The 15,260-nt window shown below is 69.0% G+C and carries 15 protein-coding genes; 8 read left to right on the forward strand and 7 right to left on the reverse strand.

Annotation, left to right across the window (positions count from 1 at the left end):
* Positions 1–63: 63 nt before the first annotated feature.
* A complete protein-coding gene (locus AC3WOH_RS14835; RefSeq protein WP_492230068.1) occupies positions 64–990 on the reverse strand; it encodes a LysR family transcriptional regulator in 927 nt (308 codons plus the stop codon).
* A gap of 91 nt (positions 991–1,081) precedes the next feature.
* Between AC3WOH_RS14835 and AC3WOH_RS14840 the strand changes: the two genes are divergently transcribed.
* Genes AC3WOH_RS14840 through AC3WOH_RS14865 form a run of 6 tightly spaced genes read left to right on the forward strand, consistent with a single transcriptional unit; the run spans position 1,082 to position 6,976 of the window.
* On the forward strand, positions 1,082–2,062 hold the full coding sequence (locus AC3WOH_RS14840; RefSeq protein WP_492230069.1) for a Bug family tripartite tricarboxylate transporter substrate binding protein: 981 nt from the start codon (positions 1,082–1,084) through the stop codon (positions 2,060–2,062).
* A gap of 4 nt (positions 2,063–2,066) precedes the next feature.
* Entirely contained in the window at positions 2,067–3,119 is a 1,053-nt protein-coding gene (locus tag AC3WOH_RS14845) for an amidohydrolase family protein (RefSeq protein ID WP_492230070.1), read from the forward strand.
* Positions 3,116–4,021, forward strand: coding sequence for a VOC family protein (locus tag AC3WOH_RS14850; RefSeq protein ID WP_492230071.1), 906 nt, complete (start codon positions 3,116–3,118; stop codon positions 4,019–4,021). Before AC3WOH_RS14845 ends, AC3WOH_RS14850 begins: the two co-directional genes overlap by 4 nt.
* Positions 4,022–4,032: 11 nt before the next feature.
* The gene (locus AC3WOH_RS14855) at positions 4,033–4,875 is read left to right on the forward strand and encodes a fumarylacetoacetate hydrolase family protein (protein ID WP_492230072.1); all 843 of its coding nucleotides are present in this window, start codon (positions 4,033–4,035) and stop codon (positions 4,873–4,875) included.
* Positions 4,876–4,878: 3 nt separating this feature from the next.
* Positions 4,879–6,351, forward strand: a complete 1,473-nt coding sequence (locus tag AC3WOH_RS14860) for a bifunctional 3-(3-hydroxy-phenyl)propionate/3-hydroxycinnamic acid hydroxylase (RefSeq protein WP_492230073.1) — start codon at positions 4,879–4,881, stop codon at positions 6,349–6,351.
* Positions 6,352–6,388: 37 nt separating this feature from the next.
* The gene (locus AC3WOH_RS14865; RefSeq protein WP_492230074.1) at positions 6,389–6,976 is read left to right on the forward strand and encodes a YbhB/YbcL family Raf kinase inhibitor-like protein; all 588 of its coding nucleotides are present in this window, start codon (positions 6,389–6,391) and stop codon (positions 6,974–6,976) included.
* Positions 6,977–7,036: 60 nt separating this feature from the next.
* Here AC3WOH_RS14865 and AC3WOH_RS14870 read toward each other — a convergent pair whose 3' ends face one another.
* Genes AC3WOH_RS14870 through AC3WOH_RS14880 form a run of 3 tightly spaced genes read right to left on the reverse strand, consistent with a single transcriptional unit; the run spans position 7,037 to position 10,286 of the window.
* Entirely contained in the window at positions 7,037–7,474 is a 438-nt protein-coding gene (locus tag AC3WOH_RS14870) for a GlcG/HbpS family heme-binding protein (RefSeq protein ID WP_492230075.1), read from the reverse strand.
* Positions 7,475–7,478: 4 nt separating this feature from the next.
* Positions 7,479–8,462: a tripartite tricarboxylate transporter substrate-binding protein gene (locus AC3WOH_RS14875; RefSeq protein ID WP_492230076.1), complete on the reverse strand. Its 984-nt coding sequence runs from the start codon at positions 8,460–8,462 to the stop codon at positions 7,479–7,481.
* 54 nt (positions 8,463–8,516) lie between these two features.
* Positions 8,517–10,286, reverse strand: coding sequence for a thiamine pyrophosphate-binding protein (locus AC3WOH_RS14880; RefSeq protein ID WP_492230077.1), 1,770 nt, complete (start codon positions 10,284–10,286; stop codon positions 8,517–8,519).
* Positions 10,287–10,399: 113 nt separating this feature from the next.
* Between AC3WOH_RS14880 and AC3WOH_RS14885 the strand changes: the two genes are divergently transcribed.
* Positions 10,400–11,296: a helix-turn-helix domain-containing protein gene (locus AC3WOH_RS14885; RefSeq protein ID WP_492230078.1), complete on the forward strand. Its 897-nt coding sequence runs from the start codon at positions 10,400–10,402 to the stop codon at positions 11,294–11,296.
* Positions 11,297–11,305: 9 nt separating this feature from the next.
* Here the strand turns inward: AC3WOH_RS14885 and AC3WOH_RS14890 are convergent, their stop codons facing one another.
* From AC3WOH_RS14890 to AC3WOH_RS14900, 3 genes are all read right to left on the reverse strand, one after another.
* Entirely contained in the window at positions 11,306–12,511 is a 1,206-nt protein-coding gene (locus tag AC3WOH_RS14890) for a CaiB/BaiF CoA transferase family protein (RefSeq protein ID WP_492230079.1), read from the reverse strand.
* Positions 12,504–13,439 (reverse strand): hydroxymethylglutaryl-CoA lyase, encoded by a 936-nt coding sequence (locus tag AC3WOH_RS14895; RefSeq protein WP_492230080.1) that lies wholly within the window; start codon positions 13,437–13,439, stop codon positions 12,504–12,506. The genes AC3WOH_RS14890 and AC3WOH_RS14895 overlap by 8 nt, the downstream gene beginning before the upstream one ends.
* A gap of 158 nt (positions 13,440–13,597) precedes the next feature.
* Positions 13,598–14,260 carry a TetR/AcrR family transcriptional regulator gene (locus AC3WOH_RS14900; protein ID WP_492230081.1) on the reverse strand — a complete coding sequence of 221 codons (663 nt, stop codon included), beginning with the start codon at positions 14,258–14,260 and terminating at the stop codon, positions 13,598–13,600.
* 185 nt (positions 14,261–14,445) lie between these two features.
* Here AC3WOH_RS14900 and AC3WOH_RS14905 point away from each other — a divergent pair, with 185 nt between their 5' ends.
* Positions 14,446–15,252, forward strand: a complete 807-nt coding sequence (locus tag AC3WOH_RS14905) for an SDR family NAD(P)-dependent oxidoreductase (RefSeq protein ID WP_492230082.1) — start codon at positions 14,446–14,448, stop codon at positions 15,250–15,252.
* Positions 15,253–15,260 lie beyond the last annotated feature (8 nt).

The raw sequence follows: 15,260 nt of genomic DNA on the forward strand, positions 1-15,260 counted from the left end.
TTGGTGTAGGTGCTGTTATAGCAGCCAGAGCGAATTCATGCACTTGCCATTTGACCACCGCAGTCACGGCCCCGTGCCGATCGGTGCATCGCGTCGGTTCACCTGGTAGAACACCTGGCGCAGCCAGCGGTTGGCCGGCGCTTCGTGCTGGCGGCGATGCCAGTACTGCTGCACCTGGATCTGCGGTGGCCGAAAGGGCAGGGCAATGCGCCGGATCTGCACGTGCCGGGCCACCGCGTCGGCGATGTCCTCTGGCACGGTAGCCACCAGGTCCGAACCGGGCAGCAGGGCCAGCAGGCTCATGAAGTGCGACAGCTCCAGCATCACGTGGCGCTGGTGGCCCTTGTCCGACAGAAAGCGGTCGATCTGGTGCTCGCGCCCGTCGGGCCTGACCACCACATGCCTGGCACCCAGGAACTGGCGCAGCGTGGGGCGGTCGCCAATGGCGGCGTTGTGCTTGCAGGTGATGCAGGCGTAGCTGGTCTTGAACAGCAACTGCTGGTAAAAGCCGGCCTTCTGCAGGTCCGGGAAAAATCCGATCGCCAGATCCGCCTCGCCCGACTCCAGCGCCTGGGCCGCCACCGCCCTGGGTTTGGCCATGGCATACAGGCGCACCTGCGGCGCCTCCTGGCGCAGGTGCCTGAGCACCCCCGGCAGGAAGGTGACCTCTCCGATATCGGGCGTGAGCACGGTGAACCCCCGCTGCGCGCGGGACGGGTCGAAGCCGGCCCGCTGCAGGATCTCGCTGCGGATGGTTTCCACCACCTGGCGCACCAGGGGTGCAATCTCCTGGGCCCGCGGCGTGGGCTCCATGCCCGCGCCGGTGCGCACGAACAGCGTGTCGTCAAACATCTGCCGCAGCCGGGCCAGGGCGGCACTGGTGGCCGGCTGGCTCAGCCCCAGCGTCTCGGCGGCGCGGCTCACGCTGCGCGTCTGGGCCATGGTGTCGAAGACCACGAGCAGGTTCAGATCGATGGAACGAATATCCATGGTGTGGATTTTATCTATCCACAGTATCGGCTGTTCAAATTTTTACCGCCTGCCTACGATCAGCCCATACCCACAAGACCAGGAGACAAGCATGCTGCGGCGCGATGTTCTAGGGGCGGTTGCCGCCCTGGCCACCAGTACCCCCACCACAGGCCTGCGCGCGCAGGCATCCGCCTGGCCCCAGCGCCCCGTGCGCTGGATCCTCTCGCAGGCCGCAGGCGCGGGCCCGGACATCCTGGCGCGCTACCTGGGCGAGCAGTTGGGCAAGGCCTGGGGCCGCCAGGTGGTGGTGGACAACCGCCCCGGCGGGCAGAACGTCATCGGCGCGCAGGCGGCGGCGCGCTCGGCACCGGACGGCTACACCTTCTACTACGCCACCACCGCGGCCATGGTGACCAACCCCCTGACCTTCCGGTCACTGCCCTATGACCCGGCTAAGGACTTCGTGCCCGTCCGCCTGATCGGGCGCAGCCCCTTCGTGCTGGCGGCCGGCGCTGCGCTCCCGGGCAAGGGGCTGGCCGAGGTGCTGGCCGACGCCCGGGCCCAGCCCGGGGTGCTGACCATCGCCACCGAGGGCGGCCGCACCTTCTCCGGCATGCTGGCCGACGCGGTGGCCCACCTGGCGGGCGTGAAGTTCAACCACATTCCGTACACCAAATCGTCCGACGCCATGCAGGACGTGCTGGCAGGGCGGGTGCAGCTGGTGTGCCTTCCTGATGCGGCATTGAGCAGCTATGTGAAGGCCGGGCAGGTGAGGCCACTGGCGGTGAGCACGCCCCGGCGCCTGCCGGAACTGCCCCAGGTGCCGGCCCTGGCCGAAAGCTTCCCGGGCTTCGAGTACACCGGCTGGAACGGCCTTTTTGCGCCCACGGGCACGCCGCCCGATCTGGTGGCCCGGGTCAACCGCGACCTGGAGACGGTACTGCGGCTGCCCGAGGTCGCGCAGCGCATGCTGGCGCTCGGCTCGATGGTGGAGCCCAGCATGTCGGTGCCGGAGGCCGACACCTTCATGCGGTCCGAGCGCGAGCGATGGGCCACCCTGGTCAGGAACCTCGGCATCCAGCCGGAGTGAGCGCGTGGCCTGGCTGAACAACTGCTCCTGCGGGGTCGACGTGCATGCCCATGTCGTGCCCGAGCGCTTTCCCGCCTACCTGGGCAAGACGCTGCCCGCGCCGTGGCCCACGACCGCACCCGCCCCCGACGCCCAGGGACTGTGCCACCGCCATGTGCTGGTGCAGGGCCAGCACTACCGCACGGTGAGCGAGAAGTGCTGGTCGGCGCCCCGGCGCCTGGCCGACCTGCCGGACATGGGCATCGCCACGCAGGTGGTGTCGCCCATGCCCGAGCTCCTGAGCTACTGGCTGGAGCTGGGGGATGCGCAGCCCCTGATCCGCTTCCTCAACGAAACCACGGCGGCGCTGTGCGCCGAAAGCGCAGGCCGGCTGCTGGGGCTGGCGGCGGTGCCGTTGCAGGACACCGATGCCGCGATGGCCGAGCTGGAATACGCCGTGCGCTCGCTGGGACTGGTCGGCGTGGAGGTGGGCAGCAATGTCAATGGCGTGGCCATCGGGGACCCGCGCTTCGAGCCCTTCTTTGCGGCGTGCGTGGCGCTCGACGTTCCCGTGTTCGTGCATGCCCTCAAGCCCGCGGGCATGGAGCGGCTGGTGGGCCCGGCTGCGCTGCAGCAGGTGCTGGCCTACCCGACCGACGTCGGCCTGGCCGCCGCGTCGGTGATCACCGGCGGCCTGCTGCAACGGCTGCCCGCGCTGCGCATGGCGTTCAGCCATGGCGGCGGCACCTTGCCGATGCTGCTGCCGCGCCTGCAGCAGGGCTGGCAGGTGTTTCCAGCCCTGGCGCAGGGCATGGCGCAATCGCCCCAGGAGCAGGCCCGGCGGCTGTACTTCGACACGCTGGTGTTCGACGCGCCGGCCCTGCGCTACCTGATCGCCTGCTTTGGCGAGCAGGCGCTGATGCTCGGCACCGACTACCCCTTCAACTTCCATGAGCGCAGGCCGCTTGCGCGGCTGCTGGACGCCGGCCTGCCGGCCGCAACCTGCGATGCACTGGCCTTCGGAAACGCCCGGCGCTTCCTGGGCCGATCACCCAACCCTTGCGAGGAACTCCCATGAAATCCCCCTGGATCCAGTCGCTGCGCAGCGTGTCGCTGACCGTGCCCGATCTCGCGGCGGCCGAGCGCTTCTACACCCAGGTATGGCAGCTGGAGGTCGCGGCGCGCGGCGACGGCGCCCTCTACCTGCGCGGCAGCGGCGCAGACCACCACCTGCTGGTACTGCACGAGCGCCCCGGAACACCGCAGCTGCGCCATGTCACCCTGCGCGCGCGCACCGCCCAGGCACTTGCCGCCATTGCGCAGGCGGCACTTGCTGCCGGCGGACGGGTGGAGCAGGACGTGGGACCCGCCACAGACCCTGCAGGTGGAACCCGCCTCGTGGTGCGGGATGCCGACGGCCGCCGCTTCGAGGTGGTGCATGGCGACATGCAGAGCGCACCCACCGAGCCGGCCCCCCCAGACCAGCCCCAGCGCCTGGCGCATGCGGTCCTGAACAGCCACGACGTGGCCGCCACGCAGGCCTTCCTGGAGCAGGCGCTGGGCTTCGTGCTCGCCGACCGCACCCGGATCATGGCCTTCATGAACTGCGATGCGGACCACCACACCCTGGCGCTGGGCGACTCCGACAACGACGCGCTCAACCACATCGCCTTCGTCATGCCGACGCTGGATGCCGTGATGCGGGGCGCGGGGCGCATGAAGGACGCAGGGCATGGCACCGAATGGGGCCCCGGGCGCCATGGCCCGGGGGACAACGCATTCAACTACTTCATCGATCCCTTCGGCCTGGTCATCGAATACACGGCCGAAGTCGAGCAGATCGATGACAGCTACCGCCCCGGCGCCCCCGCCGACTGGACCTGGCCCCCCGGCCGCGTGGACCAGTGGGGCATCTCGCAACCGCCCAGCGCACGCCTGAAAGAGGCCCAGCGCACCGTTTTCTTTGTTCCCACCCTTTAAGGATTCTCCCCATGCGATTCACCACCTACCTGCACAACGGCCAACCCCGCCTGGCGGTCGTGGACGGCGATACGGCCGTGGACCTGGCCGCCGATCTGCGTGCCGAGCTCGAAGCCGGCCATGACCTGGCGGCCATGGGCCGCGCCGCGCTGCAGTCGGACGCGCCGCGCCTGGCATTGAAGGACCTGGCCTTTGCGCCGCTGCTGCCCGAGCCGGGCAAGACCATCTGCCTGGGGCTGAACTACTTCGACCATGCCAAGGAAGGCGGCCGCGAGAAGCCCGAGTACCCCTGGTTCTTCTACCGAGGCAAGAGCTCGCTGATCGGGCATGCCCAGCCGGGGCTGCTGCCCCGGGTGTCCACCAAGTTTGACTACGAGGCCGAGCTGGCCGTGGTGATCGGCCGCAAGGTGCCGCGGCATGTGCCCCAGGACGAGGCACTGCGGTACGTCTTTGGCTACAGCTGCTTCAACGACATGTCGGTGCGCGACTTCCAGAAGCGCACGCCGCAGTGGACGATCGGCAAGAACTTCGACGGCACCGGCGGCTTCGGGCCGGTCCTGGTGACGGCCGATGATCTGGAGCCGGGGGCCACCGGCCTGCGCATACAGAGCCGGCTCAACGGGCAGGTCATGCAGGACGCCAACACCTCCGACATGATCTGGGGCGTGGCCGAGACCATCCACCTGCTCTCGCAGTGCCTGACCCTGGAGCCCGGCGACGCGATCATCATGGGCACCCCCGCAGGCGTAGGCCAGGCGCGCACGCCGCCGGTCTGGATGCAGGCGGGCGACACCATCGAGATCGAGATCGAGAAGATCGGGCTCCTGCGCAACCCCATCGTCGCGGAGGCCTGAGCCATGTACGACGTAGCCATCGTCGGCTTTGGCCCGGCGGGTGCGGTCGCGGCCGGGCTGCTCGGCCAGGCCGGGCTGAAGGTCCATGTGTGCGACCGCCGCCAGGGCGTCTACGAGATCCCGCGCGCCATCGCGCTGGACCACGAAATCATGCGGGTGTTCCAGCGCCTGGGGGTCGTGGACGAGGTGCAGCGCTTTTGCGAGCCCTTCACGCCCTCGGAGTACTTCGGCGCCGACGGCCAGCTGATCCGCCGCATGACCATGGTGAAGCCCCCGTATCCCCAGGGCTACACCCCTTCCATCGTCTTCACCCAGCCGCCGGTCGAGCGCGCGCTGCGTGCGCTCGTGGACCGCCTGGGCAACGTCACCGTGCAGGAGAACGCCGAGTGCACCGCGCTCTCGCAGGATGCCGACGGCGTGTCGCTCACCATCGGCGGCAAGCCCGTGCGGGCGCGCTGGGCCATCGCTGCCGACGGCGGCGCCAGCGCGTTGCGGGGCATGCTTGGCATCGAACTGGAAGACCTGGACTTCGACGAGCCGTGGCTCGTGGTGGACGTGGTGGTCAACGAACAGGGGTTGGCCAAGCTCCCGCAGACCAGTGTGCAGTACTGCGAGCCGGAACGGCCCTGCACTTATGTCATCGGGCCGGGAAACCACCGCCGCTGGGAGATCAGCCTCCAAAGCGGGGAAGACCCCCGGCAGATGGCCACCCCCGAGGAGACGTGGAAACTGCTGTCGCGCTGGATCACCCCGCAGGACGGGGAGTTGTGGCGCCAGTCGAGCTACCGGTTCCACGCCCTGGTGGCACAGCGCTGGCGCGCGGGCCGCGTGTTCCTGGCCGGCGACGCCGCCCACATGCAGCCACCCTTTCTGGGGCAGGGCATGTGCCAGGGCGTGCGCGATGTCGCCAACCTCACCTGGAAGCTGGCCGCGGTGGCCAAGGGCGAAGTGCAGGGCGCTGCCGCCGAACGCCTGCTCGGCACCTACGGCGCCGAGCGCAAGGCCCATGTGATGGAGCTGACGCGCCGCATCAAGCATGTGGGAGAGGTGATCTGCGAGCGCGACCCCCGCAAGGCCCGCGAACGCGATGCGCGGCTGCTGGCGGAGTGCGGCGGGATCGTGAAGGACACGCCCCGCCAGGACATTCTGCCCGCCCTCACCACGGGCCTGCTCACGCCGACGGCCGGTGCCGGAACCCTTTTCCCGCAGCCGCGCATGCGAAGCGGTGAGCTCATGGACCAGCGCTTTGGCAGCGGCTGGCGCCTGGTCACCGACGGGGCCTGGCCGATCGAGGTGCCGCCCGGCCTGCGCCAGATCGACATGCGCTCGGAACCCGAAGCCCAGGGCGTGGTGTCCTCGTGGATGCTGCGCCACGGGGTGCACGCAGCCATTGTGCGCCCCGACCACTACACCTATGGCGCCGCGTCCAGCGCCGCCGAAATGGCACAGCTGCTCACGCAGTGGCAGCAGCGCTGAGCCGCCCCGCACCTTGTCCCACCCGAAGGAGATCGCCATGAAGTGGATTGCAGCGCCCCGTCTCGCCGGCCTGGCCATGCTGGCGGGTTGCGCCAGCGCGCCCCAGGCGCCGCCACCGGCGGCAACGCAAGCCATCACCGGCCTGGCCCTGGCCTCACCGGGGCGTGCCGACAATGCCATGCTCGAGCGCCCGTTTGCCGGCCGCAACCCGGCCAACCCCAACTGCGTGGGCGAGAACCTCTCGCCCGCACTGGCCTGGACCGGCGTGCCCGAGGGCACCCAAAGCTTTGCCATCGTGGTGGACGACCAGGCGGGCCGGGCCGGCTTGGGGGTGAACCACTGGACGGCCTACGGCATGGCCGCCACCCTGCGCGGCCTGCCCCAGGGCGCAGCCGCGCAGCGCCCGGCCGCGTTCGTCCCGGGCACCAACACGCTCAACGACAAGGCCTACCTGGGCCCGTGCCCGCGCAAGGGCAACGCGCCCCAGCACTACGTCTTCACGCTGATTGCAACCTCGCTGCCCCCCGACGCCCTGCCCGAAGGGCTCACCAAGGCCCAGTTGATGGAAGCACTCCAGGGCAAGGCGCTGGCCGCCGGCAGCCTGGTGCTGCGCTTCGCGCACTGAGCCGGCCAGGCCCCAGACCAGGCAGCGGGCCCCCGCCATTTCTGGCCGGGGCCCGCCGCTTCACGCGCCCGGCAGGTCGCTGTGAAAGCCCGCGGCCAGCACGCCGGCCAGGCAGATCTCTTCGTCCTGGTCCCCTGTGCCGCCGCTGGCGCCCACGGCGCCCACGGTATTGCCGGCAGCGTCCTTGACCAGCACGGCCCCGGTCTGCGGGAGGAAGCGCCCCGCCGAGGTCGAGGACAGGGAGACGAAGAAGTTGGGGTTGTTCTTGGCGCGCTCCCCCAGGGTGCGGCTGGACGCGCCCATACCGACGCTGCCCCAGGCCTTGGCCAGGGCGATGTCGAAGCGGAACATGCTCGCGCCGTCCTGCCGGGCAAACGCGATCAGGTGGCCGCCCTCGTCGATGACCGCGATGCCCATGGGCGGGTAGTGGGCGCTGGAGGCCTTGGCCAGGGCCACCTCCAGCATCTTGCTGGCTTGCGCCAGGGTGATCTTCTGCATCGTTTCAGTCCTCCGGTGTGAATCCTGTGATCTTGACCACCCGGGCCCAGAAGGCGTGGCCTTCCTTGACGCTGGCACCCAGGCGCTGCGGGGTCACGCGCATGACCTCCAGCCCGTTCTTGGCAAAGACTTCCTGCATCTGGCTGGTGGCCAGGGCATCGTTGACGGCCGCATTGAGCTGTCGCAGCTTGTCGGCGGGAAATCCGGCGGCCCCATACCAGGCCAGCCAATCGACAAAGGCGATGTCCTTGAACCCCAGCTCCGTCAAGGTGGGGACCTCGGGCAGGGCAGGCCACCGGGCGGGGGCCGTCACGGCCAGTGCGCGCAGCTTGCCGCTGCGGATGTGCGGCAGCACCTCGCTGACCGCATTGACCGCCACCGGCACCTGGCCGCCCAGCAGATCGGTCAGCAGGGGCGCGCCGCCCTTGTAGGAGATTGCACGCAGGTCGAGCTGGGCCTGCTTGCCGAACAAGGCGCCTGCCAGGTGCAGGGTCGAGCCCATGGCGGGCACACCATAGTTCGCTTCGGTGGGGTGGGCCTTGGCCCAGCGGACGTAGTCGGCGATGCTCTTGACCTCGGCCGGCAGGCCCGGGCCGGCCGTGAAGACGGCGGTGTACGAGCACAGGCCCGCAATGGGAACGAAGTCCGCCAGCGTGTCATACCCCAGTTTCTTGAACACGTGGGGGTGCAGCGTCATGCTGGAGCTCGGGCACTGGAGCACATGGTTCCCGTCCACGCCCACGCGCTTGACGTGCTCCGCCGCAATGCGCCCGCCGGCCCCCGGCTTGCTGTCGTAGACCAGGTTCTGCGGGAACTTTCCGCGCATCTGGTCCAGCAGGGGGCGGGTGACCTGGTCGCCCAGACCGCCGGCCGGAAATCCGGACCAGATACTGAGGAACCCGCCGTTTTGCGCCATGGCGCCCTGCGGCCATGCGCCTGCCAGGCCGCCCAGGGCCAGCCCTGCGTGCAGCAGCTGCCTTCTTTTCATGCTTGTCTCCTTTTTTATGGTGGGATCGGAAATGCGGCGTTGCGCCGCAGTGGACTACGCCCCCGTCCTGGAGAGGGAGTCGAAGTTGTACTTGTTCATGCTAGAAAACTGCGCCACGGCGGGATGGGGGACGAACCGGGTGCGGCAGTCGAGCACGGCAGGCAGGCCGCTGGCCAGGGCGCGCTGTATCGCGCCGGCCACCTGCGGCGCCTCGGTGACGGTCTCGCCATGGCAGCCGAAGCCCCGCGCGATGGCGGCGTAGTCGGTGTCCTCCAGCCCGGTCGCCATCTCGAAATCCAGCCCCATCTTCTGCCCCATGCGGATCACACCCCAGGAGGCGTTGTTGTGGACGATGGTGAGCACCGGCAGGCCATAGCGCCGGGCCGTGTCCAGCTCGTTGAGCGTGAAGCCGAAGGCGCCATCGCCGGTGATGTTGACCACGGGCTGGCCGGGAAACTGGCTCTTGAGCGCGATGGCCGCAGGGAGGCCGAAACCCAGGTGGCTCATGCCGGGCTCGTGCAGGCGCGTGCGCACCCCGTGCGCGGGCGTGAGGTCGTTGCTCCAGAAGGTCGTGTGCCCGCCATCGAACACGGCCAGCGCATCGGCAGGCAGGGCCTCGCCGATCGCCTTGGCCAGGGCCGCGGGGTGCATCACGGGGGTGGTCTCGGCGGCCATCGCGGCCAGCGCCTGCTCGTAGCGCAGGCGCTCCTGGCGCACTTCACCCAGCCATGCCGTGCCCCTTTCGGGTTCGGTCGGGATGGCTGCCAGCAGGTCGCGCAGGGCTTCGAGCGCATCGGCCTGCATGGCCACTTCGTGGACCACCGCATGCCCGAGGGCACTCGGGTCGATGTTGATGTTGATCACGCGGTGGTGCCGCCGGGCCAGCGCGCCCTTGTCATCCCACATCCACGAAGACCAGCGGCAGCCCACGCTCAGCACCACGTCGGCGCGGGCAAATGCGTGCCGCACGGGATCGCCGGCGATGATGCCGCCGTGGCCGATGAAGCCCGGGCTGTCCGTGGGCACCAGGCCCAGGGCCATCTGGGTCGGCAGCAGGGGCGCCTGCAAGCGCCGCGCCAGCTCGCGCAGTTCGGCCACGGCGCCCGATGCCACCACGCCGCCGCCGCCGACGATCAGCGGGCGCTGGGCCTGGCGCAGCAACACGGCGGCCTCGCGCACCGCGTCGGCGTGGGGCCGCGGGTGCCGGGTGGCGCGGTAGCTATCGGGCGTGAGTTCGAACTCATCGCCGGCGAAGGCCTGCGTTTCCCCGAGCACATCCTGCGGAATGTCCAGGTGCACCGGGCCGGGGCAGCCACCCAGGGCCTCGCGGATGGCACGGCGGGCCAGTTCGGGCACCCGGCGCGCATCGTTGACGACCGCATTCCACTTGGTCAGCGGTGCCGTGACGGCCCGCGTATCAAGGTCCATGAAGACGCCAAGGTGGGGGTAGGAGGCCGCCCGGTGCTGGTTGGTGGTGATCGCCAGCAGGGGCAGGTGGTTGTTGAACGCAACGCCCAGGCCGGAGGCCAGGTTGAGGCCGCCCGGGCCCAGTTCGCCCACGGCCACCGCCAGGCGGCCGGTGCCTGCATGCACGGCGGCGGCCATCATGGGGCCGGCCGCTTCATGGCGCACGCCGATGAAGCGGATCCCCGGCTCCCGGCTCAGCGCATGGAACAGGGGCGAGAGCTTGCCGCCCACGATCCCGAAGACCGTGTCCACGCCTTCGGCCTTCAGCACGCGCACCAGGGCCTGGGCGCCAGTCAGCCGCAGCGGCGATGGACTCTGCGCAGTGGCAGCTTGCTCTGGGGGGAGGGGGCGGGTCATGGTCGCGGGCGTCAGTGAAAGGACCTCCATGGTGCCCGCAGGCCGGCCGCAGGGCGATGGACGTTTCGGCCCATTTGCTGTACTTTTCCGGCATCAGAAAGTCTTTGCTGGCCATGAAGAAACTGCCATTGCCCTGGGTGCCCTACCGTGAAGTCCGCCACGACCAGCCGGATGATTGCCTGCACTACGAGCCGATTGCGGTGAGGGCCGTGGAGATGGACTGGACAATTCCGGCCCATCGGCATGAGGGTTTGCACCAGTTCCAGTTCATCGAAAGCGGCGGCGTGCGTGGCTCCATCGACGGGCGGGAGTTCGAGGCCCAGGCGCCGGTCATGCTGATGCTGGCCCCCGGGGCGGTGCACGGCTTCACCTACACACGGGATGCCGTGGGCCACCAGGTCACGCTGCCCGCGTCGACGCTTGCCCAGCTGCTGGGCGAATCGGAGCTGCTGCAGACGCACCTGCAATCGTCTTTCGTCATCTCCCCCGATGACGATGGCGCCGACATTGCCGGGATGTTTGCCCGCATATCCCGGGAGTTCCAGCGCAGTGACGTGGCGCGCGTACCGGCCTTGCTGGCGCTGGTGGCGCTGATTGCCGTGCGCTTCATCCGTGAACGGGGCGAGCAGTTCGAGCGCGAGGCGCCCAAGGGCCTGCGCGACACGCTGGTCCAGCGCTACCTGGCCCTGGTGGAGCAGCACTATGCGGAGCACCGGCCGCTCACCTTCTATTCCCAGGCCCTGCGGGTCTCGGCCGACCACCTCAGTCGGACCTGCCGCAACCTGGTGCAAAAATCCGCGCTGGAGATACTGCAGGATCGCCTGCTGCTGGAAGCGCGCCGCCTGCTCGCCTACACCCCCATGCCCATTGCCCAGGTGGCAGGCCAGCTGGGGTACGAGGATGCCGCGTACTTCAGCAAGTCCTTTGGCCGGGCCATGGGCCACACACCGTCCGAGTACCGGGCCCTGGTGGCCCAGGGCGTGCGCCGCGTGGATGCCGCAGCGCCCTGAAACCCGCGCTCAGGCCGCTCCCGCCACGGCGCCCTGTACCTGGAGCGCGGTCACCTCGGCGTCGGAGTAGCCCAGCTCCCGCAGCAGCGCTGCCGTGTGCTCGCCCACGCGCGGCGGCTGCAGGCGCACGCCGGGGCGCGTGCCGCCGATCGTCAAGGGCAACAGCGGCACCTTGGACTCGGTGCCGTTGTTCAGGCGGATGGGCGCCAGGCCCCCGCTTTCGTTGAGGTGCCGGTCGTCGAACAGCTCCTGCGGCTTGGTGATGGGGGCGAAGGGCAGCTCATTGGCTTCGAAAATGGCCGCGAGCTCCGCCGCGCTGCGCCCGGCCAGGTGCGAGCGCAGCTGGGGCATCATCCACTCACGCGCCTGCACGCGGTCGTTGTTCGTCTTGAGGCGCGGATCGGCCAGCAGGTCCGAGAGGCCCAGGGCCTCGCAGAAGATGGCCCACTGCTTGTCGCTCACGGCGGCCAGGAAGATCTGCTCCCCGTCCTGCACCGTGAACACGTCGTAGATGGCCCAGGCCGAGATGCGGCTGGGCATGGGGTTGGCCGCCTTGCCGGTGCTGGCGAACTGCATCATGTGCTGCGCCACCAGAAAGACATTGTTCTCGAACAGCGCGGACTGCACCTCCGAGCCCTCACCGGTCAGTTCGCGCTGGCGCAGAGCCGCCATGGCGCCTATGGCACCGAACATGCCGCCCATGATGTCGTTGACGCTGGTGCCCGCACGCAGCGGGTCGCCCGGGCGCCCGGTCATGTAGGCCAGGCCGCCCATCATCTGCACCACCTCGTCCAGGGCGGTGCGCTGCTCGTAGGGGCCGGGCAGAAAGCCCTTGTGGCTCACGTAGATCAGGCGCGGGTTGAGCTTTTTGAGGGAGGCGTAGTCCAGCCCCAGCTTGGCCATGGTGCCGGGCTTGAAGTTCTCGCTCACGATGTCGGCCGTGGCGATGAGGCGCAGCGCGGCCTGGATGCCCTCGGGCTTCTTGAGGTCGAGCGCGGTGCTTTTCTTGTTGCGGTTGAAGGTGGAAAAGAAGCCCGCGCCCGAGCCCAGCAGGTGGCGCGTGCTGTCGCCCTCGATGGGCTCGACCTTGATGACCTCGGCACCCAGGTCGGCCAGCACCATGCCGCAGGTAGGCCCCATGACCATGTGGGTGAATTCCACCACGCGGATGCCGGCGTAGGGCAGGGGTTGGTCATTCTTGGGTGCCTCAGACATGGCTGGCTCCTTGTACGAAGCCCTTGGGCAGGCCGGCCTCGGGCGTCATGCCGTACACGGGCTCGCCCGGCAGCCCGGCCACCAGCGGAGCGCGGGCCTCCATCAGCCGCTGCAGGTCAATGCCGGTGGCGATGCCGCTGGCCTCGAACATGAACACTAGGTCCTCCGTGACCACATTGCCTGAGGCGCCCGGCGCATACGGGCAGCCGCCCAGCCCGCCGAGCGAGGCATCGAAGGTGCGCACACCTTCCTCGTACGCTGCCAGGCAGTTGGCCAGGCCCAGGCCGCGCGTGTTGTGCATGTGCGCGGCACCGGCCCTGTCGCCCAGCTCGGCGCGCAGGCGCTTGAACAGACGGCGCACCTGGGCCGGGTTGGCATAGCCCACGGTGTCGGACAGGCCCGACTCGTCGGCCCCGGCCGCCACGCACTGGGCGGCCAGCCAGATCACCTCGTCCTCGGGCACCAGGCCCTGCAAGGTGCAGCCGAAGGCGGTGGAAATGCCGGCCTCCAGCTTCACGTGCGGCGCGATGTCGCGGCGCAGGTCCGATATGGCGCGTACCTCCTCGACCATCTCCTCGCGCGTCTTGCGCACATTGGCCAATGAATGCGCGGCGCTGGCGGACACGGGCATGGTCAGCTTGTGCACCCCGGCTTCCAACGCCGCCTGGGCGCCCTTGCGGTTGGGCACCAGGGCCATGACCGTGAGGCCGGGCAGGGTGATGGCGTGGCGCACCACCTCGGCGGCGTCGGCCATCTGCGGCAGCAGCCGGGCGGGCACGAAGGACGCGACCTCGATCTCGCGCACGCCTGCCGCGTAGAGCGCATCGATCCAGCGCAGTTTGTCGGCCGTGGGCATGGTGGCCTTCACGGACTGCAGGCCGTCGCGCGGGCCGACCTCGCTGATCAGCACATGGGGTGCTTGGGGCATGGAATCTCCTGAATTCAGAATGTTCTATAAGAAAGAACATCAATCTGTCTCATGAAAGTATGGAAAGGATCCATCCACAGGTCAAGGGCCGCACGGCAAATAAAAAAGCCGTTCTGCAGAACAGAACGGCTTGCACAAAGACGGTGCAGGGCTGCATGCTACGCAGCCTGCTCGGCCGGCTTGCGCTTGCGCGGCGCCTTGGAAGGAGTCACTGCCACCGGCACGGCGATCAATTGCTCCACCAGCAGGCGCACATGCCCCTGCATGGTGGCAATGGCCTTGGCATCGCCCGCCATGTGGCGCAGCAGGCATTGCTGGAACACGCCGTCGAACATGGCGTAGGTCAGGTCGATGGGGGCCCGCACGGGGCTGCCGGCCAGTTCGGCCATGCGCGTGAGCACGCGCCAGACCATGTTGGCCAGGCTCTTGTCGATGGCCTCCACGTCGGCGCGCAGCGCTTCCTCGAACAGCGACTGCGAGCGGATGTCGTACCAGAGCCGGTGCATGGGCGCCTCGGTGCGCACGGTCTCGCCCAGCACGTCGACAAAGCCGGCCACCAGTTGGGCAAACGAGGTGGATCGCTCGGTCACCTCATCGTAGCGCGTGACACAGCGCGCCTTGTACTGGCGCACGCTGCACAGGATGAGGTCGAGCTTGTCGGTGAAGTAGTAGTGCAGCACCCCGTGCGAGAAGGCCGAGTTCTGCGCGATCTCGCGCAGGCTGGTGCGCGCATAGCCCAGTTCGGCCAGGGTCTGCAGCGCGGCCTCGCCCAGTTCGGCGCGGCGTTCGGCGTATTTGTCACGGCGGGGTGCTCTTTCCATCGCGCCATTGTAGGCAGAGGCGGGGAGGGCGCCCATGTCTTTTGATGTATGGGAGACGGCCGGTCGATTGAATTTATGACAAGTGTCAAGAAAAAGTCTTGACACTTGTCCAACACATTTTCAGAATCGATTCCGCTCTCTGCAAAAACGCGGGGGCCAACGATCCCAAAACCAGGAGACAAGACATGGCGAAGTTCGATTTGACCGGCCGCAAGGCCCTGGTCACCGGTGGCGCGCGCGGCCTCGGTGAAGGCATGGCCCAGGCACTGGCTGCCGCAGGCGCATCGGTGATGATTGGCGACGTGCTCACTTCGCTGGGCCAGGAGACTGCGGGCAAGCTGCCGGTGACCGGCGGCGCCAAGGCCGGCTTCGTCAAGCTCGACGTGACGCAGGAGGCCGATTGGGCCACCGCCGTGCAGGCCACGCAGGAAACGCTGGGCGGCTTCGACATCCTCATCAACAACGCCGGCATCGAGGTCACCGCCCTGGTGTCCGAGATCGAGGCCGAATCGCTGCGCCGCATGCTGGACGTGAACATCGTGGGCACGGCGCTGGGCCTCAAGCACGCCTTCCGCGCCATGCGCCCGGGCGGCAGCGCGGGCAAGGGCGGTGCGGTGGTCAACATCGCCTCGGTGGCGGCCACCATCGCCTTCCCGGCGATCGCGGGTTACTCGGCCACCAAGTCGGCCGTGGACCGGCTCACCCGCGTGGCGGCCATGGAGTCGGGCAAGCTCGGCTTCGGCGTGCGCGTGAATTGCATCTACCCGGGCCTGGTACCCACCGAGATGGGCATGAAGCTCGCTGCCGACGTGGTGGCCGCCGGCCTGTTCCCGTCGCCCGAGGCCGCCGTGGGCGCCATCATCGAGCAGACGCCCGCAGGCCGCCTGGGCGAGGTGGCCGACATGGCCGATGCCGTGGTCTTCCTGTGCTCCGACGCCTCGCGCTTCATCACCGGGGCGGGCCTGCCGGTCGATGGCGGCATGGGCATGTAAGCGGCACA

The sequence above is a fragment of the Acidovorax sp. FW305-C-20-28 genome, from assembly GCF_058783375.1.